Here is a 23930-nt window from a genome sequence, read left to right as displayed (position 1 = left end):
AAGCCTCAAGGCGGCGGTTTTCTCAGGGAAACCGCCGCCTTTTGCGTCAGATATGCAGATGGGTTTGCCGCAGGAGATAAAGCGCAGCGCTTGCACTTCCGCCCCCAGACGTGGGACTTTACGGCCAAATCCGTCATCAAACTCTGCCGTCAGGTACCTTCCATGTTCGTCAACTTCTTCCATGAGCTGAAAACCGCCGGCCTGCCCGTCTCCCTGCGCGAATATCTCACGCTGCTGGAGGCCATGGACGCCGACGTGATCGACCGCCAGGTGGAGGATTTCTACTTCCTCTCCCGCTCCGCCCTGGTGAAGGACGAAAAGAACCTCGACAAGTTCGACCAGGTCTTCGGTCACGTCTTCAAGGGGCTCGAAAGCCTTGGCGACGGTGAAGTCGCCGAGATTCCCGAGGACTGGCTGAAAGCGCTGACCGAGAAATTCCTCACCGAAGAGGAAAAGGCGCAGATCGAATCCCTCGGCGGCTGGGACAAGATCATGGAGACCCTGAAGAAGCGTCTCGAGGAGCAGGAAAAGCGCCACGAGGGCGGCAACAAGATGATCGGCACCGCCGGCACCTCCCCTTTCGGCGCCGAAGGCTACAACCCCGAAGGCGTCCGCATCGGCCAGAAGGAAGGCCGCCACGGCAAGGCCGTGAAGGTTTGGGACAAGCGCGAATACAAGAACCTCGATGATTCAGTCGAGCTCGGCACCCGCAACATCAAGGTGGCGCTGCGCCGCCTGCGCCGCTGGGCCCGCGAGGGCGCAGCCGAAGAGCTGGATCTCGACGGCACCATCAAGGCCACCGCCGACCACGGCTATCTCGACATTCAGCTCATCCCCGAGCGCCGCAACACCATCAAGACACTGCTGTTCTTCGATGTCGGCGGCTCAATGGACCCGCACATCAAGGTGTGTGAGGAGCTGTTCTCGGCTGCCCGCACCGAGTTCAAGAACATGGAATATTTCTACTTCCACAATTGTCTGTATGAGGACGTTTGGAAGGACAACCGCCGCCGCCACAACGAGAAGCTGTCCACCTGGGACGTGCTGCACCGCTTCCCGTCCGACTACAAGGTCATCTTCGTCGGCGATGCGTCCATGAGCCCCTACGAGATCACCTATGCAGGCGGCTCCGTCGAGCACTGGAACGAGGAGCCCGGCGGTGTCTGGCTCGAGCGTCTCCAGCAGGTCTATGAAAACGTGGTGTGGCTTAACCCGGTGGCCGAACGCCATTGGGAATACACCCCCTCCATCGAGCTTGTCCGCCAGCTGATCGGCGACCGCATGTTCCCGCTGACGCTGGAAGGCCTCGACGGCGCCATGCGCGAGCTGTCACGCTAGGACCTGTTTGTGAGCACCGAACAACGGCTGGCCATCTCCGAAGAAGGCCGCAGGGTGGCGTGGTTTGACCTCTGGGTCACCACACCCTTCGCCCTGCCCTTCTTCGCCGAGATCTACGTCTCGCTTGTCTATTACGTGCATTTCCAGCTCGGCTTCGGCGGCACCGTGCCGGGCTTCGCGCCCATCCACTGGATGTTCATCAACATCATGGGCGTGCTGGCGGTGCTGTGGGCACTGATCCGCCTGCGCCTGCCGATCCGCGAATTCGCCCTCGCCGACGCCTATGCGCGCCTCGTCGTCGCGGCGCTCATCGTCTATTGGATATGGCTCGGCGCAACGCCCGTGCTCGCAGCCTTCGTGGTCACGGAAATCGTCGGCGCCCTCTATGTGGTCTGGCCGCGCCGGCCCAACAGCGCCGCCTGACCCGTCACACCACGCCCATGGCGCGGGCATCTTCCAGCATCATCGCAATCCGGTCCTGTCCCCAATAGCGGTGCGTGCGCCCGTCCGCGTCGAAAGCAAAAAACGGCACGCCGAACACCTGGTCCGCCTCGATACGCGGTGTATAGGCCTCGATCATCCGCGCCCTGACGGATGTATCACCCATCGCCGCAACAGCCCCGTCCGGGTCTATGCCCGCGGCTTCCGCCGCCCCGGCGATCACTTCGGGGTCTGCAAGGTCGAGGCTCTGGGTCCAGCGCAGCCGCGCGGCAATCTGCGTGAAGGCCATGCCCCGCCCCTGCTGCTTGGCAAATTCGACAGCATTATGCACCGCCGCCCAGTCCTGCGTGTCCACGGGCGGCATCAGGGCAAGATCATGCCGGGCAGCAATCCGCGCTACGTCCTCGATCACATAGGCCAGCCGTGGCGGATTGGCGACAGGGTCGCTGAACACGGTGCCCGCCGCAAAGCCCACAACCGGGATCGGCTCGACCGAGATCCCCGCCCGCACGATCTCCTCCGTCGCCAGCCACACATAGGGGCTGCGTAGAGAGAAATAGAAGCGGATCGGGGCGTCACTCATGCCAGTCATACGCACAGCCAGCCCCACCGGATGACAGCACGCGCGCAAACGCCGTCGGCACACCCGCTTGACGTCGGGCATTTCATGTAACAATTATTGTTACATGAAAACCAACAGCCAGCTTTCCGTCACCCTGCACCTGCTGCTGCATCTCGCGGACAGCGCATCCCCCGTCACGTCGCAGGCATTGGCGGGTGCCATGCACACCAACCCGGTGGTCATCCGCCGGATGATCGGCGGCCTGCGCGAGGCAGGTCTTGTTCACTCCAGCAAGGGCCATAATGGCGGCTGGTCGCTCGCCCGCGATCTTGCGGAGATCACGCTGCTGGATGTCTATCACGCCCTCGGCAGCCCGCGCCTGCTGGCCCTCACCCACCGCGCCGACAATCCGGATTGCCTGGTGGAAAAAGCCGTCAACGCCTCCCTGGGCGATGCCTTCGAGGCCGCCGAAGCCCTGCTGCTGACCCGCTTCGGCAATGTCAGCCTCGCTGCCCTCCGGCACGATGTGCATGCGGCTCTCGGACATGTCCCCACCCTCTGTGCTGATGGAAATGCCGCATGAACCAGTTCATGAAGATGTTCGATGATCCCGAGGCCGTCGCCCGCTACCAGGACGGCCCGCGCAGGTTCGTGCCCGGCCTTGAGGCGCTGCACCGCATGAGCGCGATCCTGCTGGCCGAGCACATGGCCGCGGATGGCCACCTACTGGTGCTCGGTGCCGGCGGCGGCTTGGAACTCAAGGCCTTCGCAGACGCCCATCCGGGCTGGCGCTTCACCGGTATCGACCCGTCGGCAAAAATGCTCGAGCTGGCCCGGCAGACGCTTGGTCCCCTGGCCCCGCGCGCCAGCCTGGTGGAAGGCTACGCGCAGGACGCCCCCGAGGGCCCCTTCGATGGGGCCGCCTGCCTGCTGACACTCCACTTCCTGCCAAGGGAAGAACGCATCGACACCGCCGCGCAGATCCACAAGCGCCTCGCCCCGGGCGCGCCCTTCGTTGTCGCCCATTCAAGCTTTCCGCAGGCCCCGGACGAACGCACCCGCTGGCTGTCACGCTACGCGGCCTATGCCGTTGCCTCGGGCGTGCCTGCGGACCAGGCGGAGAATGCCCGCGCCACTGTCGAGGCCGGGATTTCGATGCTGTCGCCGGAAGAAGACGCCGACGTGCTGCGCCAGGCAGGCTTCAGGGACGTGACACCTTTTTACGCAGCCTTCAGCTGGCGCGGCTGGGTCGCCTATGCCTGAGGCACCGTTCCAGGCCTAGTGGAAATCCCGGCTCTTGGGGATCATCCGGGCCGCCGCCTGCTGCACCGACTGACGCGTGGCGCGCGGCATTTCCTTGGGCCGCTGGCGGAACTGCTGCTCGATCTGTTCGGCCCGCGCCGCGCGCGCGTCCTGCCGCCGGGCAGTTATGGCCCGCGGGTCCTCCCCCGGCCGCCGCACTTCGTCCGCATTGGCAAGGGCGGCATCGCCGATGCCCTCACCGAGTGAGAGCGCTCCCAGCATGTGGGTCAGGTCTTCCAGATGATCCGCCACGATGTGGATCACCTGCCCCTGCCGCTGCAGCCGCCCGCGCACGCCCAGCACCCGCGCGCCCAAAACCACCTTGCGGTAGGTCTCGAACACCGGCGGCCAGACGATGATGTTGGCGGCCCCGAACTCATCTTCCAGCGTTGCGAAGATCACCCCCTTCGCGCTGCCCGGCCGCTGCCGCACCAGCACAAGCCCCGCCAGCGACACCTGCGCGTCATTGCGCGTCCGCGGCAGTTCAGCGGAGGTGATATAGCGCGCTGCCGTCAGCTCCCCGCGCAGGAAGGAAAGCGGATGCGCCTTCAGCGACAGGCGCATATGGGTGTAGTCCTCCACCACATGCTCCCCCAGCGGCATGGCGGGCAGCGGCACTTCCTCCTCATGCTGAAAGCCCGTGCCTTCCGCATGGGCGAACAGCGGCAGCGTGGCCGGCATCTTGCGGGTTGCCCCGCCCAGCCCCCGCACCGCCCACAGCGCCTCGCGCCGGTCGAGCTCCAGCGAGCGGAACGCATCCGCCTTGGCCAGCCGCTCCAGCTCCGCCGGTGTCAGCCGCGTCTTGAGCCACAGATCCCGCACGCTGTCGAAGCCCTGCTCAGGCCGGGCCGCCATCAGCTTTTCGGCGGCCTCCACCCTGAAGCCCTTGATCTGCCGCAGGCCCAGCCGCACCGCCATGCGCCCGCCGCCTTCCGCGCTGACCGCGCGTGCCCCTTCCCGCGCTTCAAGCGTTGCGTCCCAGTCGCTGGCATTGATGTCCGGCGCCCGCATCTCCACCCCGTGCTCGCGCGCGTCGCGCACCAACTGCGCCGGGGCATAAAAACCCAAGGGCTGCGCGTTGAGGATCGCCGCGCAGAACACATCCGGGTAATGCCATTTGAGCCAGGCGGACACATAGACCAGCAGCGCGAAACTCGCCGCATGGCTTTCCGGAAAGCCATATTCGCCGAACCCTTCGATCTGCTTGAAGCACCGTTCGGCGAAGTCGCGCTCATAGCCGCGCTCAACCATGCCCTCCACCAGCTTGGCCTGGAAACTGTGGATCGTGCCCACCTTGCGGAAGGTCGCCATGGCCCGCCTCAGTCCGTCTGCCTCCGACGGCGTGAACCCCGCCGCCACGATGGCGATGCGCATGGCCTGCTCCTGGAACAGCGGCACCCCCATGGTCTTGCCCAAAACCGCCTCAAGCTCCTTTGACGGATAGGTCACATCCTCGATCCCGTCGCGCCGCCTGAGATAGGGATGCACCATGTCACCCTGGATCGGCCCCGGCCGCACAATCGCCACCTCGATGACGAGGTCATAGAACTTGCGCGGCTTGAGGCGCGGCAGCATGGACATCTGCGCCCGGCTTTCCACCTGGAACACCCCGATGGAATCCGCCTTGCACAGCATGTCATAGACCTGCGGGTCCTCCGGCGGCAGCGACGCAAGGTCCAGCGGCCGGTCATAATGCTCATCGAGAAACGCAAATGCCCGGCGGATGCAGGACAGCATCCCCAGCGCCAGCACGTCGATCTTCAGCATGCCGAGGGCTGACAGATCATCCTTGTCCCACTCAACAAAGGTGCGGTCCTCCATCGCCGCATTGGCAATCGGCATCACCTCTTCAAGCGGCCCGGCGGTGATGACAAAACCACCCACATGCTGCGACAGGTGACGCGGAAAACCGATCAGCTCCCGCGACAGTTCAAGCGCCAGCATCAGCGTGTGGTCGGTCGGGTCCAGCCCCTGCTCGCGCACATGGTCAGGGTCGATGCCGGAGGATGACCACCCCCATGTGGTGCCCGACAGCGCCGCCGTCACATCCTCCGACAGCCCCATCACCTTGCCCACCTCGCGGATCGACGAGCGCGACCGGTAGGAGATCACCGTCGCCGCCAGCCCCGCGCGATGGCGGCCATATTTCTCGTAGATGTACTGGATCACCTCCTCGCGCCGCTCATGCTCGAAATCGACATCGATATCCGGCGGCTCGTTGCGCTCCGCCGAGATGAACCGCTCGAACAGCAAGTTGATCTCGACCGGGTTGATCGAGGTGATCCCGAGGCAGAAACACACGCAGGAATTGGCGGCACTCCCCCGCCCCTGGCACAGAATGCCCTGGCTGCGCGCAAAGCGGACAATGTCATAGACCGTGAGGAAGTAAGGCGCGTAATCAAGCCTGGCGATCAGCTCCAGCTCATGGCGCAGCGCCTGTTCCATCTCCGGGTCAGGCCCGTCGGGAAAGCGCGTCTGCGCGTGTTCCCAGGTCAGGCGCTCCAGCGTCTCCTGCGGCGTCTCGCCCTTGCCAAATACTTCGTCCGGATACTGATAGGCGAGCTCGTCCATCGAGAAGGAAATGGATTTCGCAAGATCCACCGTCGCCGTAATCGCGTCCGGCCAGGCGGCAAACAGCCGCGCCATCTCTTCCGGCGGTTTCAGATGCCGCTCCGCATTGGCAGCCAGCAGCGCGCCTGCGTCTTCCACCCGCACATGCTCGCGGATCGCCGTCACCACATCCTGCAAAGCGCGGCGCTGGGGCGCGTGGTAGTGCACGTCATTGCTTGCCATCAGCCGCAGGCCCAGCCCTTCGGCAAGGGCTGCAAGCCGCGTCAACCGCGCCCGGTCATCCGCGCCATAGAGAAAGCCCGCCGCCAGATAGGGGATGTCCAGAAGCGCCATCGCCTCCCGCAGCCGCGCCTCGAAGGCCGCATCCACCTGAGCCGGCGGCATCACCACCAGCACCTGCCCGTCCTGCGCGCCGGCAATATCCGCAAGGCTCAGATGACACTCCCCCTTCGGCGCGCGCCGGTTGCCCAGGGTCAACAGTTTCGACAGCCGCCCATAGGCCGCCCGGTCACGCGGGAAGCACAGAAGCTCAAACCCGTCCTGCGTCACGAGCCGCGCCCCCACCACCAGCTGGATGCCCGCTTCCTTGGCCGCCATATGCGCCCGCACAACCCCCGCCAGCGTGTTGCGGTCGGCAATCCCCACCGCCTCATGCCCCAAAGCGGCGGCCTGGTGCACCAGCTCGTCCGGATGGCTGCCGCTGCGCAGAAAACTGAAATTGCTGGTCACCCCCAGCTCCGCAAAACGCGTCATGCGGCCTCCCCCGTCACCGGTGCCGCCACGGCCTCCCGCCCCGCCCGGCTTGACCTTTTGCGCAGCACCGGCGAAAACTGCGGAGTATTGCTCCGCAAAGATGAGCAGGTCTCCACGCCCCGTGCTCGGGAACACCGCCCCGCACGCAGCGTCCCGCGCGCACCGCCCCCGTGGCGGATGCCGCCCGGCATCGCGGGAGACACCAACAACCGGTCGGGATCAGGGAGTGGGCCGCCATGAAGATGAAGGAACTCGAGGACCGCAGCGGCATCGGGCGCGAGACCATCCGCTACTACATCCGCGAAGGCCTGCTGCCGGAGCCCGAACGCCCCAAGACCAATGTGGCGATCTACAATGAAAGCCACCTCCACCGCCTCAACCTCATCCGCACCCTGCAGCGCGAGCGCTTCCTGCCGCTCGGCGTCATCCGCCGCCTGATCGAGGAAGCCGGCGACCGCGACCCGGACATGGTGCCCGGCCTGTTCGGCCTGGAAATCATGCTCGCCGACCGGCTGGGGGCCGAAGCCAACCGCACCCCGGTCGATGTGGAAAAGATCGCCGACGAAAGCGGCATGACCCTGGAGGAGATCGGCGAGATCGCGGCTGAAGGCATCATCACCCTCAATGAGGGCCCCGGCGGACGGCGGACGGTCAGCGCGCAGGACGCCGCCCTCCTCTCCACCTGGGCGCGGGTCCAGTCTCTCGGCTTCGACCCCCGCAAGGGCTACGGCACCCCCTATCTCAAGCAGTACCAGGCCCTGGCCGAAGCGCTGGCCGAGTTCGACGTCACCACCTTCTATGACCGGCTTGCCGATAATCTGGATACGGACCGTGCCGCGGCCATGGCTGCGGCCTCCATTCCCCTGTCGCTTGAAGTGTTCGGCCATCTGCGCGTCAAGGCCATCCTCAAGAAGGTGACCGAGCGCAATGCCGAGGTCCTGCAGCAGGAACATGAAGGCACCCGCAGGAGCGCCTGACAGCCCGCCCTCCTGCCCGCGCGCACGACCACTCATCACGCAAACACCCATCACGCAAACACCCCGTGCATGAACCAGCGCGGCGCCGTTGTCTCGCGCTCATAAAGCCCGTCGCGATAGATCCAGAAGCGCCGCCCCGCCTCGTCCTCCACCCGGTAATAATCCCGCGTGACGCTGCCGCGATCCGCCGCCAGCCACCATTCCGGCGCCAGCCGCTCCGGCCCCTCCGCCTTCGCCACCGCATGCAGCATCCGCCGCCAGCGGAACTGCCGCGGCGGGCCCTCCGGCACCTCCGCCACCACTTCCACGGGTTCGGGCGGCGTCAGCATGCGGATCGGCCGCAGCGGCGCGTCGCCATACATCACCAGCGGCGGCACACCGTCCTCCACCGTCATGTCGCGGGCCGACACCGCAGGCACGCTGCCCTGCGCCCGCTCCGGCAGATGGCTCGCCCGCGCCGTCAGTTGCACGACGCGCCCGGCCCCCAGCCGGTTCGACAGCCGGTCGATCAGCTCTTCCAGGCTCGAACCATCCGTCTGTTCCTGCGTCAGATCCGTCTGCCGCTGGGCAACGCTGTCAACGGCGCAGGCTTCCAGCACCACGCCTTCGACGCCATAGCCCACATCGATATCCGCCCCCGACAGCCCGCCCGCCGGCACCAGCTTTTCCGCAAACAGCGCCGCGATCCGGTCGGCATCCTGCAAAGGCGATGACGCGCCCGCATCAAACACAAAGCGCTGCCCATCCACCCGGTAGAGCTGCAGCCGCAACCGCCGCGCTCCCTGCTGGCGGCGCACAAGCTCCGCTGACAGATCCCGCGCCGCCAGCGTGATCGCCGCCACGATGCCATCAAGCGCGATCAGCGGATCGCCGAACAACAGCCGCGCCCGCGCCAGCACCCGGACAGCATCAGGGGCCACCGGCTCCCCGCGCCCGCCAACCGCCTGGTCCAGCCGCTGGCCCAAAAACGCACCAAACCGCGCCACCAGCGGTGCCCGCGGCCGTGCCAGCACGTCACCGATGCTCACAAGCCCCAGCCGCCCCAGATCATCCGCCATCTCCTGCGAGATACGCAGAGCCGCAAGCGGCAGCGGCACCACCGCCTCACGCACAGCCCCCGGCTTGACGATGCGCAGACGCTCCTGCCCGTAGCGCGCAACCGCCCAGGCAGCCCCCACCGTATCCGCCACCGCCGCCCGCGCGTCATGGCCCATGCCCGCCATGCGGCCCAGCACATCTTCCAGCAGCGCCTGCTCGCCGCCGAACAGATGTGCGCAGCCGGAAATATCCAAAAGCAGCCCGCAGCCCTCATGCGCGCCCACCGGCACCTCTTCGGCCCGCGTCCAGGGCGTGTAGCGCGTCGCCCATTCCGCCAGCCGCGTCAGCCGCCGGGCATCTCCCGCGCTGTCCCGGTCCTGTACCTCGAGCGCCGGCACCAGGGCGCGCGCATCCGCCAGCCGCTGGCCCGGGCGGATGCCCGCCGCCGCCGCCGTTCCGTTGGTGGCCGCAATCCGCAGCCCGCCCTTCACCGCGTCGATCAGCGCAAAGGGCGCCTGCCGCCCGCCTTCTGCCGCATCAGACGGCGAGTTTTTTTGCAGGCCGGGCGCGCGCCGGGGCCTCCGGCCGCGCAGCCGCTGCAGCTCCGCCTGCGCCCTGTCGGCGTGGCGCTGCATCCGCTCCACGGGAAAGCCTGGCAGCCACAGCGAAACGATGCGTCTCATGCATCCACTCCATCAGGAAATGACAGGGCGCACCGCCGCGCACCCGGTCGAGATGAACCGAGAACCGAAGCCGTCCGGGGGCGGTCGGTGTCAGGGGATTGGCGGCACTTGCCGCCGATGAAATCCGGAACCGCGTCAGCGCCGCGGACGGCGCCGACGCCGCCCCCGCCGCATGCCCCGCCAGAAGCAGTGCCGGCCGCCCGAACTTCTCCGCCGCCAGCTGCAGCCGCCGCGAGGCCTTGAGGTCATAGGCCCTGCCCCCGCCCAGCTCCGTCACCACGCCCGCAAGGTCAGGCGTCTTCAGGGCTTCCTCCGTCACCCACAGCGCCTCGCGGTCATCCCGCACGCGCACCAGCACCAGTTGGCGCGGATCAAGCCCCAGCATCCGCAGGCCGGGCCCGTAGAGCAGGCCCAGATCATGGCTGCCGGTGCCCTGCACCACCCACACAAGCGCGGGTTTTGCGGGCGGTGACCCCTGCGCTGTGAGCCGCGCCCCCAGCGCCGCCGCAAAGCCCGACACCGCCCCCATATCCGGATAGGCCGTGCCGACAATCTCGTGCAGCCCGCCCAGGATCAGCCCGCGGCCTCCTGTCAGACGCCGGTCCAGCGCCGCCTCGCCGAGGGACAGGGCCGGCCGCACCTCCTGAGGCGACTCAAGACGTGAGAGATCGCGCCTAAGCGCGCTCAGCACCTCCTGTTTTGCCGCCCTGTCCGCCATCACACCCGCTGCTTTCCTCACCCTTTTCGGGCCTGTTTCACACCCGGAATATGCTTATATTCCTAGATAGTTCCTGTTTTGTTCTATTTTCCCGCCTGTCAGGAGTCAAATGAAGAATCATCTTTGCGCAGATAGAGCCCCCTCAGCCGCCCCGCCCCTCTGCTAGATTGCCGCCAGCATGAGGAGACAGAAATGGCAGACACCGAGCGGTTTTCCATCACCCCCATCGGCCGCGTCACCGCCACCCGCACCGAGCCCATCGATGATGACTGGGACAGCGTCCCCGCCTCAATCACCCTGGACGACCGCTTCGATGCCGAAGCGCTGATGGGCCTTGACGCCTTCAGCCATGTGGAAGTGATCTACCTGTTCCATCAGGTCCCGGACGGGGAAGTGGAAGGCAAGGCCCGCCACCCGCGCGGCAACACCGACTGGCCCCGCGTCGGCATCTTCGCCCAGCGCGGCAAGGGCCGCCCCAACCGCCTCGGCGCCACCATCGCCCGCATCGACCGGGTGGACGGCCGCACCCTCCACCTGACGGGCCTGGATGCCATCGACGGCACCCCGGTCCTCGACCTCAAGCCCGTCATGCACGGCTTCCTCCCCCGCGGCCCACTCAAGGAACCCGACTGGGCCCGCGCCATCATGGAAAGCTATTGGGACACACAGGAGACCCTGTCATGAAGCTCAACCAGGTCACGGTCGGTGCCACCGACATTCCCCGCGCGATTGAGTTCTACACCCGCCTTGGCATGACGCTGATCGTCGAGGATGGACATTACGCACGCTTCGAGATGCCAGCGGGCGACACCTTCTCCGTGCACCAGGCAGACACGATCTCCGGCGCCACCACGGTGGTCTATTTCGAGTTTGCGGATGTGGACACAGCCGTGAAGGACGCGGAGGCCCGCGGCATCACTTTCGACTCCCAGCCCGAAGACCAGTCATGGCTGTGGCGGGAAGCCTATCTGTCCGACCCGGACGGCAACCGCATCTGCTTCCTGCAGGAAAGCCCCAACCGCCGCTTCCCGCCCTGGCGTGTAGACGGGCGGACGGCTTAGCAGCTCTCAGCCACCTCCCATACCACCAGTCACATAGACCCTCCGGTCAAGCCGGAGGGAAAGCGGAGGGGGATGGATACGCGCAGCCCCCAAAACCCCTCTCCCCTCGCGGGAGAGGGAGGGGCCCGCATGCGCAAGCATGTGGGAGGGTGAGGGGGTGAGCCTCCACCACCTCCCGTGCCGCCAGTCAGATAGACCCTCCGGTCAAGCCGGAGGGAGAGCGGAGGGGGATGAATACCTGAATAAATCCGCTGTCCCTCCGGCGTGACCGGAGGGCCCATGGGAGGCACGGACATGCTCCCGCACAGTGTCGATCAAAAACCTTAGCCCTGCACCGCCTGGCCCCAGTAATTATACCCGGCGAATTTCGGCGTGGACGGCAGATACATCTGCTCCATCCCCTCGATCCGGAACCCACCCTCGGCCAGCATGTCCGGGATCGGACGATTGAGATTGCAGCCGCCGGCGATCTTCTTCCACATGGGGTTGATGCGGTCCTGCCAGCGCGCCACGCCCATGTCCGGGGCCTTGCCATGCTCGCAGAAGATGAGCTTGCCGCCCGGCTTCAGCACCCGGGCCATGCCTTCCAGCGCCTTGATGCCGTCAGGGATGGTGCACAGCGTATAGGTGAGCAGCACCGTATCCACCGAATTGGCATCCAGCGGGATCTCCTCCCCCGGCAGGTCGATGAACTCGACGGGAATGCCCGCCTCCTTCACCCGCGGGGCGGCCCGCTCGCGCATGCCTTCGGACGGTTCGAGGCCGAACACCATCTCCACCTTCGCCTTGTCGTAATACGGCAGGTTCAGCCCCGACCCCATGCCGATCTCCAGCACCCGGCCCTCAGCCTGCGGCACCACCTTGCGCCGCTGATAGGTAATCGGCTTGGCCCCGCAGGCCACGTCCAGAAAGCGCGGCAGAATATGCTTTTCGTAAAAACCCATGCCAGAAAGTCCCCGACCCTGATGCGATCTTGATGTGATTACGATAAGTGTGCGCCAAAAGCCCCGCACGCGGCAAATGCGCAAACTCATCAAGGATCCAGGCCATGCCGACACCCCCCGACCTCACCGCGCCCGACGCCACGGCCCTGTTCCCCATCGAGGGGCAGCCCTCCATGGTCTTCCTCAAGCCGCTCGTCACCAACCCGCAGATCGAGATCGGCGAGTACAGCTATTACCATTCCTTCGACGACCCCAAGGCCTTCGAGGAAAATGTGCGCTACCTGTTCGATTTCATCGGCGACCGGCTGGTGATCGGCAGGTTCTGCTCGATCGCCCATGGTGCGGAATTCCTGATGAATGGCGGCAACCATCTCACCGACACCGTGTCGAGCTTCCCCTTCGCCATCTTCGGGGCCGACTGGGCTGGCGCCATGCCCGATGCCTGGCCGCACAAGGGTGATCTCGTCATCGGCCATGATGTCTGGATCGGTTATGACGCCACCCTGATGGCCGGCATCACCGTCGGCCACGGCGCGGTCATCGCGTCGAAGGCCGTGGTCGCCAGCGATGTGCCGCCCTACGCCATGGTCGCAGGCAATCCCGCCCGGATCATCCGTATGCGTCATTCAGAAGAAGACATTGCCCGCCTGCTCGAGCTGGCCTGGTGGGACTGGCCCATCGAGCGCATCACCCGCCACGCCCGCCTGATCGCCACCGGCACCCCGGCCCAGCTGGCCGATGCCGCCGCCCGCGACTGACCAGGCCCGTCAGCGCCTGTCAGCGCCAGTTGGACACACCGAAGCGCAGCAGCCGGTCGCCGTCGATCGGGCCGATCGCCCGGCCGCGACCGCGGAAGGTCAGTACCGCTGATTTGAGATGCCCGCCAGAGCGCAAGGCAGAGGCCACCCGCGCCCCCTCGCCCAGCGCATCCCACACGGCTTCCGCCGTCAGTTCACCCTCAGGACGTGTCACTGTCCGCGAGATGGCCGAGGCACAAAGCTGCGCTATCGCAGCGGAGCGCGCCACAACGCCAACAGCTTCCGCCGACAGCGCTTCTTCTTCGGCGGTCACCACCGCCACACCGCCGGTCTCGCCCTTGAGCGCAATGGGCGCATCAAGACTGCGCAGCAGCTCGAATGCCATGCCGTCAGGCACACCGGCGATGTCGGGAAACCGCATGTCCATTGCCAGGCAATAGGCAATGGCCCGCCCCATGGCGAGACCCAGGCGCCTCGGCTCTTTCGCCGTACGCCACTCGGACAGCGCCGTGTCCATCAGTGCCGCATCCAGCGCCGGGGCCAGTTCGGGCCTTACCCCGCCGGAGACACTCACCCCATGCGCCTGCTTCGACAGCTCACGCACCAGCTCGCTCTTGGCCAGCACATCGGTGCCCGCCATGTCGCCCTGGGCCAGCAATTGCCGGTCGGCCGCATGGACAGCACGCAGCTCCGCCAGCCGCTCACGCAGGCGGACGCCCTCGCCCTCCGGCATCTCACCGGCGCAAAGCAGGGTGACGGCCATCAGCGGCACACCTTCAACATGAGTGAGAAAATCGTCGTCGGCAGTCTAGCCCGGAGGCCCTAGCCCACGAAAGCGCGCTCGACCACATAGGTCGCTGGCGTCGCGTTGGAGCCTTCCACCAGCCCCGCCTTCTCGCACAGCTCCTTGGTGTCCTTGAGCATGTCCATGGACCCGCAGATCATCACCCGGTCTTCCTCCGGGTTCAGCGGCGGCACGCCGAGATCCTCGAACAGCTTGCCCGAGGTGATGAGATCGGTGATGCGCCCCTTGAACGGATAGTCCTCGCGGGTGCACGAGCCATAGTGAACGAATTTCTGCGGCGCGATCTCGCCCACCAGCGGATCGTCCTTCAGCCCCTCGGTCAGCTCTTTGCCATATTCAAGCTCGGCCACTTCGCGGCACGTATGGGTGAGGATCACCTGCTCGAACCGCTCATAAGTTTCAGGATCCCGCATGACGGACGCAAACGGTGCGATGCCCGTGCCGGTGGAGAACATGTAAAGCCGCTTGCCCGGCAACAGCGCGTCATGCACCAGCGTGCCTGTCGGCTTCTTGCCCAAAAGCACCTTGTCGCCCGGCTTGATGTCGCCCAGCATCGAGGTCAGCGGGCCGTCCGGCACCTTGATCGAGAAGAATTCCAGCGTGTCGTCCCAGGAGGGGCTCGCAACGGAGTAAGCACGCATGATCGGCTTGCCCTTCGGACCCGGCAGCCCGATCATCACAAACTCGCCGGAGCGGAAGCGGAAGGCAGACGGGCGGGTGATGCGGAACTTGAACAGGCGGTCCGTGTAATGCTTCACCGAGAGGACTTCCTCCTCGGTCGGCGCATTCGGGTTCACCTTCGCCTCAACTGCCTGGGACATGGCTTCTTCCTTCATCACCCGGGCACGCTGATGGCCGCCCGCCGAACAAAAATATGGCGCTGCACATACCCTTATGCGCGCCCGAGGTCAAAGTGCCGGGATGCCGCGACGGCAGTTTTCACATCATTTTGAAGTGATTAAATATATTTCCCATGCACAGCGTGTCATATAGGGAGCGCCGGGTGATTTCAACACCCGCAAAATCAACCGATCCGCCCCCGGCGCGCGTCCGCTGTCTGAAATCCTGCTGATCCGGCAGCCAAAAGGTCAATCTGTCGCGCTCCAGCCCTTTCGCCCCACCCGCCAACAGGCCATATAAGGCGTGTCGGCAACCTCAAGAGATCCCCGCCAGTTCCATGACCAGCGCGCCCACCCCTCCCAAGGCCAAACACTGCGAAACCATGGCGGATGTCCGCCGGGAGATCGACCGGCTGGACCGTGAGCTGGTGCGCCTGATGGCCGAGCGCCTGCGCTACATCGAGGAAGCCGCCCGCGTGAAGCAGGACCGCGGCACCGTGCGCGACGAAGCCCGCATCGAGGACGTGGTGGCCAAGGTTCTGGCCGAGGCCGGGAAGGTGAACCTCGCCCCGGAAGTCGCCGAACCGGTCTGGCGCCTGCTCATCGAGCGCTCCATCGCCCACGAATATGTGAAGTTCGACGCCAACAAGTCGGCCGCCGAATAACCGCCCGGCATCCCGCTCGCCTTAATCATGTCTTTGGACTGCACCCCGCAGGGTTCACACTGAGCTTCCCGCGATTCCCTTCTGTGCAGGACCGGATCATGACCAGCGCCCCCACCCCGGACAGTGACGCCCGCCGCAGCGCCTGGGAAACCGCCTATGACAAGAAGCAGAACTTCGTCTTCTACCCGGAAGAGGAAGTGGTTCGGTTCGTCTCGCGCCACCTGCGCCAGCGCCAGGGCCTCGACACCTTCCGCGATGTGATGCCCAACGCCGAGGGGCTGAAATTCCTCGACGCCGGTTGCGGCATCGGCCGTCATCTCAATATGGCGCTCACCTTCGGCTTTGAGCCCTACGGCTTCGACCTGTCTGACAGCGCCGTTGCCGTGGCGCGCGACTGGCTGGGGAAGAGCGGGCTTGCTGCACCGGACAGCCGCATCATCCAGGCCGACATCCGCGACCTGCCCTATGACACCGCCTTCTTCGACTGCATCATCAGCCACGCGGTGCTGGATTCCATGCCCACCGCCATCGCCCGCGACGGCATGGTGGAACTGGCCCGCGTGCTGAAACCGGGCGGCCTGTTCTTCTGTGATTTCATCGGCGGCGGCGACCATGAAGAGGTGATCACCACCGAGCATGAAAAAGGCACGCTCCAGTCCTTTTTCACGCCGGAAAAGATCGACGCCCAGCTGCCGGACAGCTTCGAGCTGATCGAGCGGGTGCGCACCGAGCGCACCACCACCCGCTCAGCACATGTCCACAGCCGCCTGCACGTTACCCTGCGCCGCCTCTAGGCGCGGCACCACCGCCTCACCGATATGCACATTGGTGAAGTGGAACCAGAAATCCGAGTTGTATACGTCCGGCGCCCGGTCCACCCGACATTGGAAGCCGATGGACAGATCCTCCCACGGCAACCCGTTGGCCACCACATGCCACAGGCTGTCCTTCCGCACACGGATGAGAAGACACCGCGGCCCATTCTCCCCCCGCTCCGCTGCAAACCGGTCAGCCACCTCTTGCGCCGTCAGCACGTCTGCTCTCGGGGCATCGCCGGTGAAATCCACCACCACGCCCTCGGCCACATAGCTGCTGAAATCGCGCGTCATCGGCGCGACATAGACAATGAGATCATCCGTAAATGACGCCGCCTCGAAATAGGATTTGAGCGCATCCCCCTGATGGTCCTGCCCCTCCTCCACCATGCGGGAGATGTACCCCTGGCAATAGGCAGGCGTCACATCAAACAGCCGGTCGCCCGAAAAGGCTGACAGCTCGATCCCGTCCCCGTCGAACACCGCGATGTCCGTCTTAAGCGGGTCCGCAAAAACGATCTCCGGCATCTTCCTGCCGAGATACTCACAGATCTCGGCACTGGAATTCTTCGCGTTCAGCGCCTTGGTGCCCGCGTCTTCCGGCGCTGCTTCGGTGAAGAACCCCGCATAGGGCATCACAGCCCGGGGCCGGGCCTCGCGCACATAGCGCTCCGCCATGTCCCGCACGGCCACGCGGTTGCGCGCCGTCACCCGGCGCTTTTCGTCGTCGCTCATCGTGTCGAACGTCACGGGATAGCCGCTGGCCCCGCCCGCAAAGGCCGTCAGCAGAATGTCCGGCGCCTCCGGCAGCACGAAATTGTTGAGCTTGTTGCTGTCCACGCTCAGCAGCGCCGAGTGGCCGCCGCCTTCAACCCACAGCCCGCTGTCATCCCGGAAATCACCGGCCTGCAGCACGGAGACGCGGCCGCCCGTCTCCCCCACCTCATAGACATGGTTGAACTGCACTGCATGCACCGTCTCGAACCCCATCTCCCGCAGCGGCCCCACGGTGGAGCCCGAGGGAAAGTCCGGCGCGATGATCGGCATGTCGCGACGCAGCTTCTCCAGGGTCTCCCGATGCATGTGGTCCGGATGGTTGTGCGAGATATAAACGAGATCGGCGGAGTTCAGCACATCGAGCGCGTCTTCCGGCGGCGTCACCGCATGCCACCAGCCCGTCACGAAGCACGGACCCATCAGCCACGGATCGGTAACCACCCGCAGCCCCGCCACGTCGATCACGACGCAGGCATGGGCCAGGAAACGCACCGTCATCGGCGCGGGAGACATTTCCGTCTGGCGCGCCGGTGCCTCGAGCACGAAATGCGTGCGTTCATAGGCCAGCACGCCGTCCTCCACCGTGAAGTCCAGCGCGTGCTTGCCCGTCTGGGCATTGGTGTAGCGGCGGCTGGCCAGGTCCAGTTGCCAGCCATGCAGCGGACATGTCGCCGTCGCACCGCCCGCATCGAGCACCAGCTTGCCCGACGCGTGATCACACACCCGGTCGATGGCCCAGGCGACCCGGCCCGCCTCATCCAGCGCGAAAATGATGTCGTCGGTCTGATGCGTGCCCGCCTCAAGACCCGCCAGGTCCACCCGGCAGGTCTCTGTTGCCTGCGCCTTGCGGGAAAACACACCCCGGTCGATCAGGTCCATCTCATCCCCCTTGCATCCGCGCCCGTCAGCCGCCTGTCAGTCGCCGGCCTGCGACATCAGGAAATCCGCAAACCGGAAATCAAGCTCCGTATCGATATCAACGGAGCGCTCGGGCGGCATCTCATAGAGGTGCGTATCAGCGAACCACAGCCCCTCGCCCTCCATCAGCGCATCCCGCCGCCACACATAGATAGAGCCATTGAGGTCAAAACAGCGCGGCGCATCCTGGCGGCGCACCACGTCACCCGCCGGTGCCTTGGACAGGCCGACGGACCCGTCCGCCCGCTCTTCCACCAGATTGAAGTAGGGCGACGACTTGGCCTCGCTGCCCGAGATCACGTTGGAAACGCCCAGCCGCGTCTGCATGTCCACAGCCCCGCGAATGTCATCGGCCAGGCGCGTTGGCGAGGTGGGCTGAAGATCAGTGATGGTCTCAAACCTAGTGCCCACCAGCGCTTCCACCTCCGCCACGCAATGGCGGATCGCCGGCAGCTTGCCCGCCTCGTCCGTTGCCATCTGCGCCGGGCGCTCCACAAGATGCGTGGCCCCTGCGGCCCGGCCTGCTTCCAGAATGTCGTCTGCGTCGCTGGAAACAGCAATGGCGTCGAACAGCCCCGCCTCTAACGCGTGGCGCACGCTGTGGGCAATCAGCGGCGCACCCGCGATCAGCCGCACATTCTTGCCCGGCACACCTTTTGATCCGCCGCGGGCCAGGATGGTCGCCAGCCGCGCCATCAGGCCTGCTTGTCCTTCGGCGTGAACACCGCCTGGAACTCCGTCCGCGCCTTTTCCAGATCATCGAACTGGCCGATATCGATCCAGTATTCATGCACCGGAAACACCACCCCGTGGCCGTCCCGCGCCAGCAGATCATCGAACAGGGTCGTCATGTCATAGAAGTGCCCGCGCGGCACAAGGTCGAGCACTTCCGGCTCCAGCGCATAGATGCCGGAATTGACGAAATAGCTGTGCGTCGGCTTCTCGGTCAGCGCGGTAATGCGGTTGCCCTTGGTCTCGACCACGCCATAGGGCACCTGGAACTTGTATTCGCGCACGCACATAGTGGCATCCGCCGTCTGGTCCGCGTGGAACCCCAGCAGCCGCCGGAAATCGATATCCGTCACGAGGTCCGCGTTCATCACCAGGAAAGGCGCCGACGGCCGCTGCGGCAGCAGCGTCAGCGCGCCCGCCGTCCCCATGCGGGTTTCTTCTTCCAGATAATCAATCCGCACACCCCAGCGCGACCCATCCCCAAAATGATCCCGCACCTGCTCAGCCAGATAATTCACCGCCAGGAAAATGCGGGTGAAGCCCTGCCCTGCCAGCTGCTCGATGATGGTTTCCAGCACCGGCCGCCCACCCACGGGCACCAGCGGCTTGGGAATGTCTTCCGTGATCGGACGAAGCCGCGTGCCCAGCCCCCCCGCCATGATGACGACCCAGTTCTCGGCCTTGGGCGCGGACAGCATGTCGTCCAGCAATTCAAGCCCCACCAGCATGCCGTCGCCATCGACGATGGGCAATTGCTTGACCCGCCCGTCGCGCATGTAACGCAGCAGCACATCGCGCGCGAGGTCCGGCCCCGCCACGATGGGGTTTTCCTTCATCACGTCCCGCGCCGGTGCATCCAGCGCCAGCCCGCGCAGGATGCCGCGCCTGATGTCACCATCGGTGATGGTGCCGAGCAGCCTGCCCGCCTCGTCCACCACCAGCGCAATCTGCTTGCCGGTCTCGGTGATGCCGCGGATTACGTCCTGCAGCGCCGTCTCCGGCGTCACGCACACATCCTGGAACTTTGCCCGCGTCATCCGCGCATCTCCTTCGCCGGCACGCCCGCCACGCGCGCGCCCGGCGCCACATCGGAAATCACCACGGCCCCGGCGGCCACCAGCGCGTCCTCGCCGATGGAAATGCCCTGGATCACCCGCGCGCCTGCGCCCACATGCGCGCCATCCCCAACGGTCACGTCACCGCACAGCACAGCACCCGGTGCCACATGCGCATGGTCCCCGATCCGGCAATCATGATCGACAATCGCACCCGTATTGATGATGGCGTTGCAGCCGATCTCGACCCCCGCCTGCACGCAGGCACCAAGCATCACCTGCACGCCCGGCGCGATGCTTACACCGCCTGAGACGGCCGCTGCCGGATGCACCAGCGCCGGCAGCAGATGGCCCGCCCAGTGCAGCCCGTCAAACATCCGCCGCCGGAGCGAGACATCCCCCGCCGACCCCACACCCATGGCAAGGTCAGCCGTGCCGGGCAGGATCTCCGCCAGCACGTCATCCGTGCCCAGCCAGTCGATACCCTCGATGACGGTGCTGTCCGTCGGCGCGATGAAGCCGCGCACCGGCCGTCCCAGCGCCGCCAGCATGTCGGCCACCACATGCGCGTGCCCGCCGGCCCCGATCAGGACCACGTCACGTTCAGCAGTGTCACCGGCCTGATGCGTCATTCCACTGCCTCATCCGGTCCATAGGCCCGCGTCGCCCGCGTCCCGACCACAGCCCAGTAATCCATCGGTGTGCGCCCATCCCCGGGCCGCTTCACCGTGAGATTGGCCTCGGTGAAAGTATCCCCTGCCGCAATCGCCTGCGCCGCCACCAGAGACTTGCGTGCAACGATGATGTTCTTGCGTTCAGCCTCCCCCGGTGCCTTCACCGGCGAGCCGAGCGCTGCCGACGCCTCACGGATCATCGCAATCATGGTGCCGAGATCATCCGGCTCCAGCGAGGCCTTGTGGTCCGGCCCCGGCATGGCGCGGTCGAGCGTGAAATGCTTCTCGATCAGGGTCGCCCCCTGCCCCACGGCCAGCACCGGCACCGCCAGCCCCGCCGTATGGTCCGAATACCCCGTCTTGACGCCGAAGGCGCGCCCCATGGTCGCCATGGCGCGCATGTTCACAGCCTCGGGCGGCGTCGGATAATCCGTCGTGCAGTGAAGCACCGTGACCTTGTCCCGCAGCGCGTCGCGTCCCTGCGTGCTGGCATATGCCGCCTCGAACGCCTCACGCCCCGGTGCCTCATTGCCGCCCACCATGCCGAAGGCCACAACGCCGAGCGCGGCTTCAACATCACCCAGCGTCGCCATGCCTGTCGACAGGATCATCGGCAGACCGCTCCGCGCGGCTTCCAGCACCAGCGGCGCATTGGTCAGTTCGCCGGACGGGATCTTGATGCGCCTGATGCCCATCTCGCCGACCAGGAATTTGAGGCTCTCGGTATCAAATGCCGTCGACAGGAACTCAATCCCCGCAGCCGCGCAGGCCGCCGCAATCTCGTGGTGATGCGCCTCGGGCAGTTCCAGCGCCCGCAGCATGTCGAGCTGTGACTGCTCACCCCCCGTCTCGCGCGCCTGATAGACCGCCTTGGGTGCAGACGCTGCCGCCAGCGCCTCGGCCTTGAAGGTCTGGAACTTGACGATGTCAGCCCCCGCCTCTGCCGCCGCCGCCACAAGCTCAAGCGCTGTCTCCAGCGAGCCATTGTGGTTGACGCCTGCTTCGGCGATCACGGTCACATGGTCACTCATCGCACCAGCTCCAGCGGTTTGAAGCCAATATCCATGTCCGCCTCGCTGCGGATGTCATCCGCCACGCGCAGCTTCTTGATGAGCAGGCCGTCCAGCGGCACTGTCTTGAGCGCCGTTACCATCTGCCGGCATGTATCCTCGCCCCCATAGGGCGTCTCGCAGCGCGCCGCGAGTGACTGCGACGCCGGCGACAACGCCTGCGTCAGCGCGCCCGCAATGGCGTTCGGTGTTTCCGCGCAATCGATCACGCTGGCAGCCCTCAGCCGCCCGTCCTGCCGCGGTCCGATATTTACGGTCGGCGTGCCAAGTGCCGGCGCTTCGATGATGCCGCTCGACGAATTGCCCACAACAGCCTTCGCCGCCTTCACCAGCGACAGATAGCGCCTGTGCCCCAGCGACGGCACCATCACCGCGGCCGGATGGTTTTCAGCCAGCCGGTGCATGCTTTCGGCGACCGCACTGCTGCCCGGATCGGCATTAACGCCGGTAATCACCATCTGCATCTCCGGGAACAGCGCCAGCGCCTCCCCCAGCGCCAGCACCGGCGCAACTCCATGGTCGTCTGCCAGCGTCACCGGATGATAGGTCACTGCCAGCACGTCACGCTCAGGGTCCAGCCCCAGCTCGGCGGCAATCGACGCCCAGTCGGCAATCGTCTGGTTACGGATGGTCTCGACCGCCAGCGACCCCACCGCGAACACCCGCGCCGGGTCCTCGCCCATGGCGATGATCCGGTCCGCATAGGCCTGCGCTGCGGGAAAATGCAGATGCGCCATCTTGGTCACCGCATGGCGCACCTGTTCGTCGATCTGCCCCTCGCTGGCTTCCCCGCCGTGAATATGCACAAGCGGCACCCGCGCCATCAACGCCGCTGCCGCGGCCCCGAGAATTTCAAACCTGTCACCCAGCACGATGGCGAGATCCGGCGTCAGATCACCCAGCGCTTCGGCAAAGCCCCAGCACGCGGACCCAAGCGCATAGCCCATGCCCTGCGCGCTGTCGTCATTGAGCGGCATCGGCACACGCGCGGCGATGTCAAAGCCCGCCTCTTCGATCTCGGAGATCGTCATGCCGTGCCGGTTGGAGAGATGCGCCCCGCCCGCGATGATCGAGAGCCTTACCTGCCTGTCATCGCGCAGCGCCTCGGCCAGCGGATGCAGGATGCCCCAATCCGCCCGCGTGGTGGTGATGATCGCGATATGCCGGTCCACCTCAATCATGCAGCAAATCCTGCAGCTTGGGGCTCGACGGCAAATTGATGAGCTGACCGGACAGCCGCTCGGTCACCGACAGGTCCGCCGTCGGACAGGTGCGGAACATCGGCAGATTGTGCAAAGGCTCCCACACGGGCCGCGCCAGGATGCCGTCGGAGATCAGCGCCTCCAGCACCGCGTCCCGCTCCGGCCGCGTCGCCACTGCAAGGCGGATCGTGTTGAGCCAGTAATTGGACCGCGCCCCCGGCGGCTGCCCCATGAAGTCCGCCCCCTGCACTGAGCAGAAGCTCGCCGCATAGCGTGCCGCCAGCCGCCGCTTGCGCTTGATGAAATCATCAAGCCGCTCCACCTGCGCCAGCAGCAGCGCCGCGTTAAGGCTCGGCATGCGATAATTGAAGCCGGTCTCGTCGTGCACATATTCCCATTTGTGCGGCAGCTTGGCCGTCGACCCCAGATGCCGCACCCGCGCGGCAAGCTCAGCGTCATTGGTCAGCACCGCCCCGCCGCCGCCGGCGGTCGCGATCTTGTTGCCGTTGAACGACAGAGCCGCAATGCGCGACAGGCTGCCCGCGGGCTTGCCCTCATAGGAGGAGCCCAGCGCTTCCGCGGCATCCTCCACCAGCGGCACACCCCACTGGTCGGCCACGTCCTGCAGCGCGTCCATCTCGGCCGGGTGGCCAAACGCGTGCATCACCACGATGGCCGCAATCCGCCGCCCCGTTGCCTTGTTGCGGCAGTCACCCGCCTGCATCACGCAGGCCTCGTCCATGTGTTTCTTCAGCGCGCGCGGATCAAGGCCCAGCGTCCATTCATCCGCATCCGCGAAATGCGGGATCGCCCCCGTATAGCTCACGGCATTCGCAGTCGCGACGAAGGACAGCGACGGGACGATCACCTCGTCCCCCTCACCAACACCAAGTGCTGCCAGCGCCAGATGCAATGCCGCCGTGCCGGCGGACGTGGCGAACACGTTCTCGACCCCACACAATTCGCCTAGCGCCGCTTCCAGCCGGTCGACGAACGGCCCCACCGTGGAAACCCAGCCGGAGCCGACGCACTCATTGATGTATTGCGCTTCAAGCGGCCCGATCTCGGGCTCATGCAGCGGAAACGGCCCGGCTCCGTCGCCCAGCACGGCGCGCACCGCGGCCACCACCTGCTCCGGCAGGCCGGGCTTGCTCATGCCCGGTCCGGATGTGTTGGAAAAATCTTCAGCCGCGGCCCCTGACATCACTTAACGCTCCCTACACGGATGGCCT

General features: G+C 65.9%; 24 protein-coding genes. 10 read left to right on the top strand and 14 right to left on the bottom strand.

Annotated features, from left to right (window positions below; translation table 11 throughout):
* Positions 1-162 precede the first annotated feature (162 nt).
* Positions 163-1338 carry a vWA domain-containing protein gene (locus tag HG718_RS03890; protein ID WP_027839908.1) on the top strand — a complete coding sequence of 392 codons (1176 nt, stop codon included), beginning with the start codon at positions 163-165 and terminating at the stop codon, positions 1336-1338.
* Between the two features lie 9 nt (positions 1339-1347).
* Positions 1348-1761: a hypothetical protein gene (locus tag HG718_RS03885; protein WP_160588559.1), complete on the top strand. Its 414-nt coding sequence runs from the start codon at positions 1348-1350 to the stop codon at positions 1759-1761.
* Positions 1762-1765: 4 nt separating this feature from the next.
* On the opposite strand, the gene HG718_RS03880 is transcribed toward HG718_RS03885, so the two are convergent.
* Positions 1766-2362, bottom strand: coding sequence for a DsbA family protein (locus tag HG718_RS03880; RefSeq protein WP_160588560.1), 597 nt, complete (start codon positions 2360-2362; stop codon positions 1766-1768).
* A 103-nt stretch (positions 2363-2465) separates the two neighbouring features.
* On the opposite strand from HG718_RS03880, the gene HG718_RS03875 reads away from it, so the two are divergent.
* Entirely contained in the window at positions 2466-2924 is a 459-nt protein-coding gene (locus HG718_RS03875; protein ID WP_160588561.1) for an Rrf2 family transcriptional regulator, read from the top strand.
* A complete protein-coding gene (locus HG718_RS03870) occupies positions 2921-3604 on the top strand; it encodes a class I SAM-dependent methyltransferase (protein ID WP_244617776.1) in 684 nt (227 codons plus the stop codon). Before HG718_RS03875 ends, HG718_RS03870 begins: the two co-directional genes overlap by 4 nt.
* 15 nt (positions 3605-3619) lie before the next feature.
* Here HG718_RS03870 and HG718_RS03865 read toward each other — a convergent pair whose 3' ends face one another.
* Positions 3620-6967: an error-prone DNA polymerase gene (locus HG718_RS03865; protein WP_160588562.1), complete on the bottom strand. Its 3348-nt coding sequence runs from the start codon at positions 6965-6967 to the stop codon at positions 3620-3622.
* 236 nt (positions 6968-7203) lie between these two features.
* Between HG718_RS03865 and HG718_RS03860 the strand changes: the two genes are divergently transcribed.
* Positions 7204-7944: a MerR family transcriptional regulator gene (locus HG718_RS03860; protein WP_027839912.1), complete on the top strand. Its 741-nt coding sequence runs from the start codon at positions 7204-7206 to the stop codon at positions 7942-7944.
* 50 nt (positions 7945-7994) lie between these two features.
* Here HG718_RS03860 and HG718_RS03855 read toward each other — a convergent pair whose 3' ends face one another.
* The gene (locus HG718_RS03855) at positions 7995-9617 is read right to left on the bottom strand and encodes a DUF6504 family protein (RefSeq protein ID WP_342212749.1); all 1623 of its coding nucleotides are present in this window, start codon (positions 9615-9617) and stop codon (positions 7995-7997) included.
* Positions 9520-10383, bottom strand: coding sequence for an ImuA family protein (locus HG718_RS15720; protein ID WP_342212748.1), 864 nt, complete (start codon positions 10381-10383; stop codon positions 9520-9522). The genes HG718_RS03855 and HG718_RS15720 overlap by 98 nt, the downstream gene beginning before the upstream one ends.
* A gap of 192 nt (positions 10384-10575) precedes the next feature.
* Here HG718_RS15720 and HG718_RS03850 point away from each other — a divergent pair, with 192 nt between their 5' ends.
* The gene (locus HG718_RS03850) at positions 10576-11067 is read left to right on the top strand and encodes an SAM-dependent methyltransferase (protein WP_160588564.1); all 492 of its coding nucleotides are present in this window, start codon (positions 10576-10578) and stop codon (positions 11065-11067) included.
* A complete protein-coding gene (locus HG718_RS03845) occupies positions 11064-11444 on the top strand; it encodes a VOC family protein (RefSeq protein ID WP_160588565.1) in 381 nt (126 codons plus the stop codon). The genes HG718_RS03850 and HG718_RS03845 overlap by 4 nt, the downstream gene beginning before the upstream one ends.
* Positions 11445-11767: 323 nt before the next feature.
* On the opposite strand, the gene HG718_RS03840 is transcribed toward HG718_RS03845, so the two are convergent.
* Positions 11768-12478: a class I SAM-dependent methyltransferase gene (locus tag HG718_RS03840; protein WP_160588566.1), complete on the bottom strand. Its 711-nt coding sequence runs from the start codon at positions 12476-12478 to the stop codon at positions 11768-11770.
* Between the two features lie 14 nt (positions 12479-12492).
* Here HG718_RS03840 and HG718_RS03835 point away from each other — a divergent pair, with 14 nt between their 5' ends.
* Entirely contained in the window at positions 12493-13146 is a 654-nt protein-coding gene (locus HG718_RS03835) for a CatB-related O-acetyltransferase (RefSeq protein ID WP_160588567.1), read from the top strand.
* Positions 13147-13165: 19 nt separating this feature from the next.
* Here the strand turns inward: HG718_RS03835 and HG718_RS03830 are convergent, their stop codons facing one another.
* Positions 13166-13909: a hypothetical protein gene (locus HG718_RS03830; protein ID WP_160588568.1), complete on the bottom strand. Its 744-nt coding sequence runs from the start codon at positions 13907-13909 to the stop codon at positions 13166-13168.
* 59 nt (positions 13910-13968) lie between these two features.
* Entirely contained in the window at positions 13969-14772 is an 804-nt protein-coding gene (locus HG718_RS03825; RefSeq protein ID WP_160588569.1) for a ferredoxin--NADP reductase, read from the bottom strand.
* A gap of 356 nt (positions 14773-15128) precedes the next feature.
* On the opposite strand from HG718_RS03825, the gene HG718_RS03820 reads away from it, so the two are divergent.
* Positions 15129-15455, top strand: a complete 327-nt coding sequence (locus HG718_RS03820) for a chorismate mutase (RefSeq protein ID WP_027839919.1) — start codon at positions 15129-15131, stop codon at positions 15453-15455.
* Between the two features lie 98 nt (positions 15456-15553).
* Positions 15554-16249 carry a class I SAM-dependent methyltransferase gene (locus tag HG718_RS03815; protein ID WP_160588570.1) on the top strand — a complete coding sequence of 232 codons (696 nt, stop codon included), beginning with the start codon at positions 15554-15556 and terminating at the stop codon, positions 16247-16249.
* Here HG718_RS03815 and HG718_RS03810 read toward each other — a convergent pair.
* The 7 genes from HG718_RS03810 to HG718_RS03780 are packed head-to-tail and all read right to left on the bottom strand — an operon-like array spanning position 16202 to position 23854.
* Complete coding sequence (locus HG718_RS03810) at positions 16202-17926, bottom strand: MBL fold metallo-hydrolase (RefSeq protein ID WP_160588571.1); 1725 nt, start codon at positions 17924-17926, stop codon at positions 16202-16204. The two genes, HG718_RS03815 and HG718_RS03810, sit on opposite strands and share 48 nt — an antisense overlap.
* 36 nt (positions 17927-17962) lie before the next feature.
* Entirely contained in the window at positions 17963-18661 is a 699-nt protein-coding gene (locus HG718_RS03805) for an acylneuraminate cytidylyltransferase family protein (protein ID WP_160588572.1), read from the bottom strand.
* A complete protein-coding gene (locus tag HG718_RS03800; protein ID WP_160588573.1) occupies positions 18661-19734 on the bottom strand; it encodes a nucleotidyltransferase family protein in 1074 nt (357 codons plus the stop codon). The genes HG718_RS03805 and HG718_RS03800 overlap by 1 nt, the downstream gene beginning before the upstream one ends.
* Complete coding sequence (locus HG718_RS03795; RefSeq protein ID WP_160588574.1) at positions 19731-20384, bottom strand: acetyltransferase; 654 nt, start codon at positions 20382-20384, stop codon at positions 19731-19733. Before HG718_RS03795 ends, HG718_RS03800 begins: the two co-directional genes overlap by 4 nt.
* Positions 20381-21457 carry an N-acetylneuraminate synthase gene (gene neuB, locus HG718_RS03790; protein WP_160588575.1) on the bottom strand — a complete coding sequence of 359 codons (1077 nt, stop codon included), beginning with the start codon at positions 21455-21457 and terminating at the stop codon, positions 20381-20383. Before neuB ends, HG718_RS03795 begins: the two co-directional genes overlap by 4 nt.
* Complete coding sequence (neuC, locus tag HG718_RS03785; RefSeq protein WP_160588576.1) at positions 21454-22677, bottom strand: UDP-N-acetylglucosamine 2-epimerase; 1224 nt, start codon at positions 22675-22677, stop codon at positions 21454-21456. The genes neuB and neuC overlap by 4 nt, the downstream gene beginning before the upstream one ends.
* Positions 22670-23854 carry a LegC family aminotransferase gene (locus tag HG718_RS03780; RefSeq protein WP_160588577.1) on the bottom strand — a complete coding sequence of 395 codons (1185 nt, stop codon included), beginning with the start codon at positions 23852-23854 and terminating at the stop codon, positions 22670-22672. Before HG718_RS03780 ends, neuC begins: the two co-directional genes overlap by 8 nt.
* Positions 23855-23930: the final 76 nt, after the last annotated feature.

This window comes from Pyruvatibacter mobilis (genome assembly GCF_012848855.1).
Lineage (GTDB): Bacteria > Pseudomonadota > Alphaproteobacteria > CGMCC-115125 > CGMCC-115125 > Pyruvatibacter > Pyruvatibacter mobilis.
The sequence above is the reverse complement of the archived record's forward strand: the minus strand, read 5'-3'. Positions and strand labels throughout refer to the sequence as shown.

Bases quoted from the DNA above. Each gene is read 5' to 3' on its own strand.
- HG718_RS03890 (WP_027839908.1), top strand. From the start codon at position 163: ATGTTCGTCAACTTCTTCCATGAGCTGAAAACCGCCGGCCTGCCCGTC.
- HG718_RS03880 (WP_160588560.1), bottom strand. From the start codon at position 2,362: ATGAGTGACGCCCCGATCCGCTTCTATTTCTCTCTACGCAGCCCCTAT.
- HG718_RS03875 (WP_160588561.1), top strand. From the start codon at position 2,466: ATGAAAACCAACAGCCAGCTTTCCGTCACCCTGCACCTGCTGCTGCAT.
- HG718_RS03870 (WP_244617776.1), top strand. From the start codon at position 2,921: ATGAACCAGTTCATGAAGATGTTCGATGATCCCGAGGCCGTCGCCCGC.
- HG718_RS03865 (WP_160588562.1), bottom strand. From the start codon at position 6,967: ATGACGCGTTTTGCGGAGCTGGGGGTGACCAGCAATTTCAGTTTTCTG.
- HG718_RS03860 (WP_027839912.1), top strand. From the start codon at position 7,204: ATGAAGATGAAGGAACTCGAGGACCGCAGCGGCATCGGGCGCGAGACC.
- HG718_RS03855 (WP_342212749.1), bottom strand. From the start codon at position 9,617: ATGCAGCGCCACGCCGACAGGGCGCAGGCGGAGCTGCAGCGGCTGCGC.
- HG718_RS15720 (WP_342212748.1), bottom strand. From the start codon at position 10,383: ATGGCGGACAGGGCGGCAAAACAGGAGGTGCTGAGCGCGCTTAGGCGC.
- HG718_RS03850 (WP_160588564.1), top strand. From the start codon at position 10,576: ATGGCAGACACCGAGCGGTTTTCCATCACCCCCATCGGCCGCGTCACC.
- HG718_RS03845 (WP_160588565.1), top strand. From the start codon at position 11,064: ATGAAGCTCAACCAGGTCACGGTCGGTGCCACCGACATTCCCCGCGCG.
- HG718_RS03840 (WP_160588566.1), bottom strand. From the start codon at position 12,478: ATGAGTTTGCGCATTTGCCGCGTGCGGGGCTTTTGGCGCACACTTATC.
- HG718_RS03835 (WP_160588567.1), top strand. From the start codon at position 12,493: ATGCCGACACCCCCCGACCTCACCGCGCCCGACGCCACGGCCCTGTTC.
- HG718_RS03830 (WP_160588568.1), bottom strand. From the start codon at position 13,909: ATGGCCGTCACCCTGCTTTGCGCCGGTGAGATGCCGGAGGGCGAGGGC.
- HG718_RS03825 (WP_160588569.1), bottom strand. From the start codon at position 14,772: ATGTCCCAGGCAGTTGAGGCGAAGGTGAACCCGAATGCGCCGACCGAG.
- HG718_RS03820 (WP_027839919.1), top strand. From the start codon at position 15,129: ATGACCAGCGCGCCCACCCCTCCCAAGGCCAAACACTGCGAAACCATG.
- HG718_RS03815 (WP_160588570.1), top strand. From the start codon at position 15,554: ATGACCAGCGCCCCCACCCCGGACAGTGACGCCCGCCGCAGCGCCTGG.
- HG718_RS03810 (WP_160588571.1), bottom strand. From the start codon at position 17,926: ATGGACCTGATCGACCGGGGTGTGTTTTCCCGCAAGGCGCAGGCAACA.
- HG718_RS03805 (WP_160588572.1), bottom strand. From the start codon at position 18,661: ATGGCGCGGCTGGCGACCATCCTGGCCCGCGGCGGATCAAAAGGTGTG.
- HG718_RS03800 (WP_160588573.1), bottom strand. From the start codon at position 19,734: ATGACGCGGGCAAAGTTCCAGGATGTGTGCGTGACGCCGGAGACGGCG.
- HG718_RS03795 (WP_160588574.1), bottom strand. From the start codon at position 20,384: ATGACGCATCAGGCCGGTGACACTGCTGAACGTGACGTGGTCCTGATC.
- neuB (WP_160588575.1), bottom strand. From the start codon at position 21,457: ATGAGTGACCATGTGACCGTGATCGCCGAAGCAGGCGTCAACCACAAT.
- neuC (WP_160588576.1), bottom strand. From the start codon at position 22,677: ATGATTGAGGTGGACCGGCATATCGCGATCATCACCACCACGCGGGCG.
- HG718_RS03780 (WP_160588577.1), bottom strand. From the start codon at position 23,854: ATGAGCAAGCCCGGCCTGCCGGAGCAGGTGGTGGCCGCGGTGCGCGCC.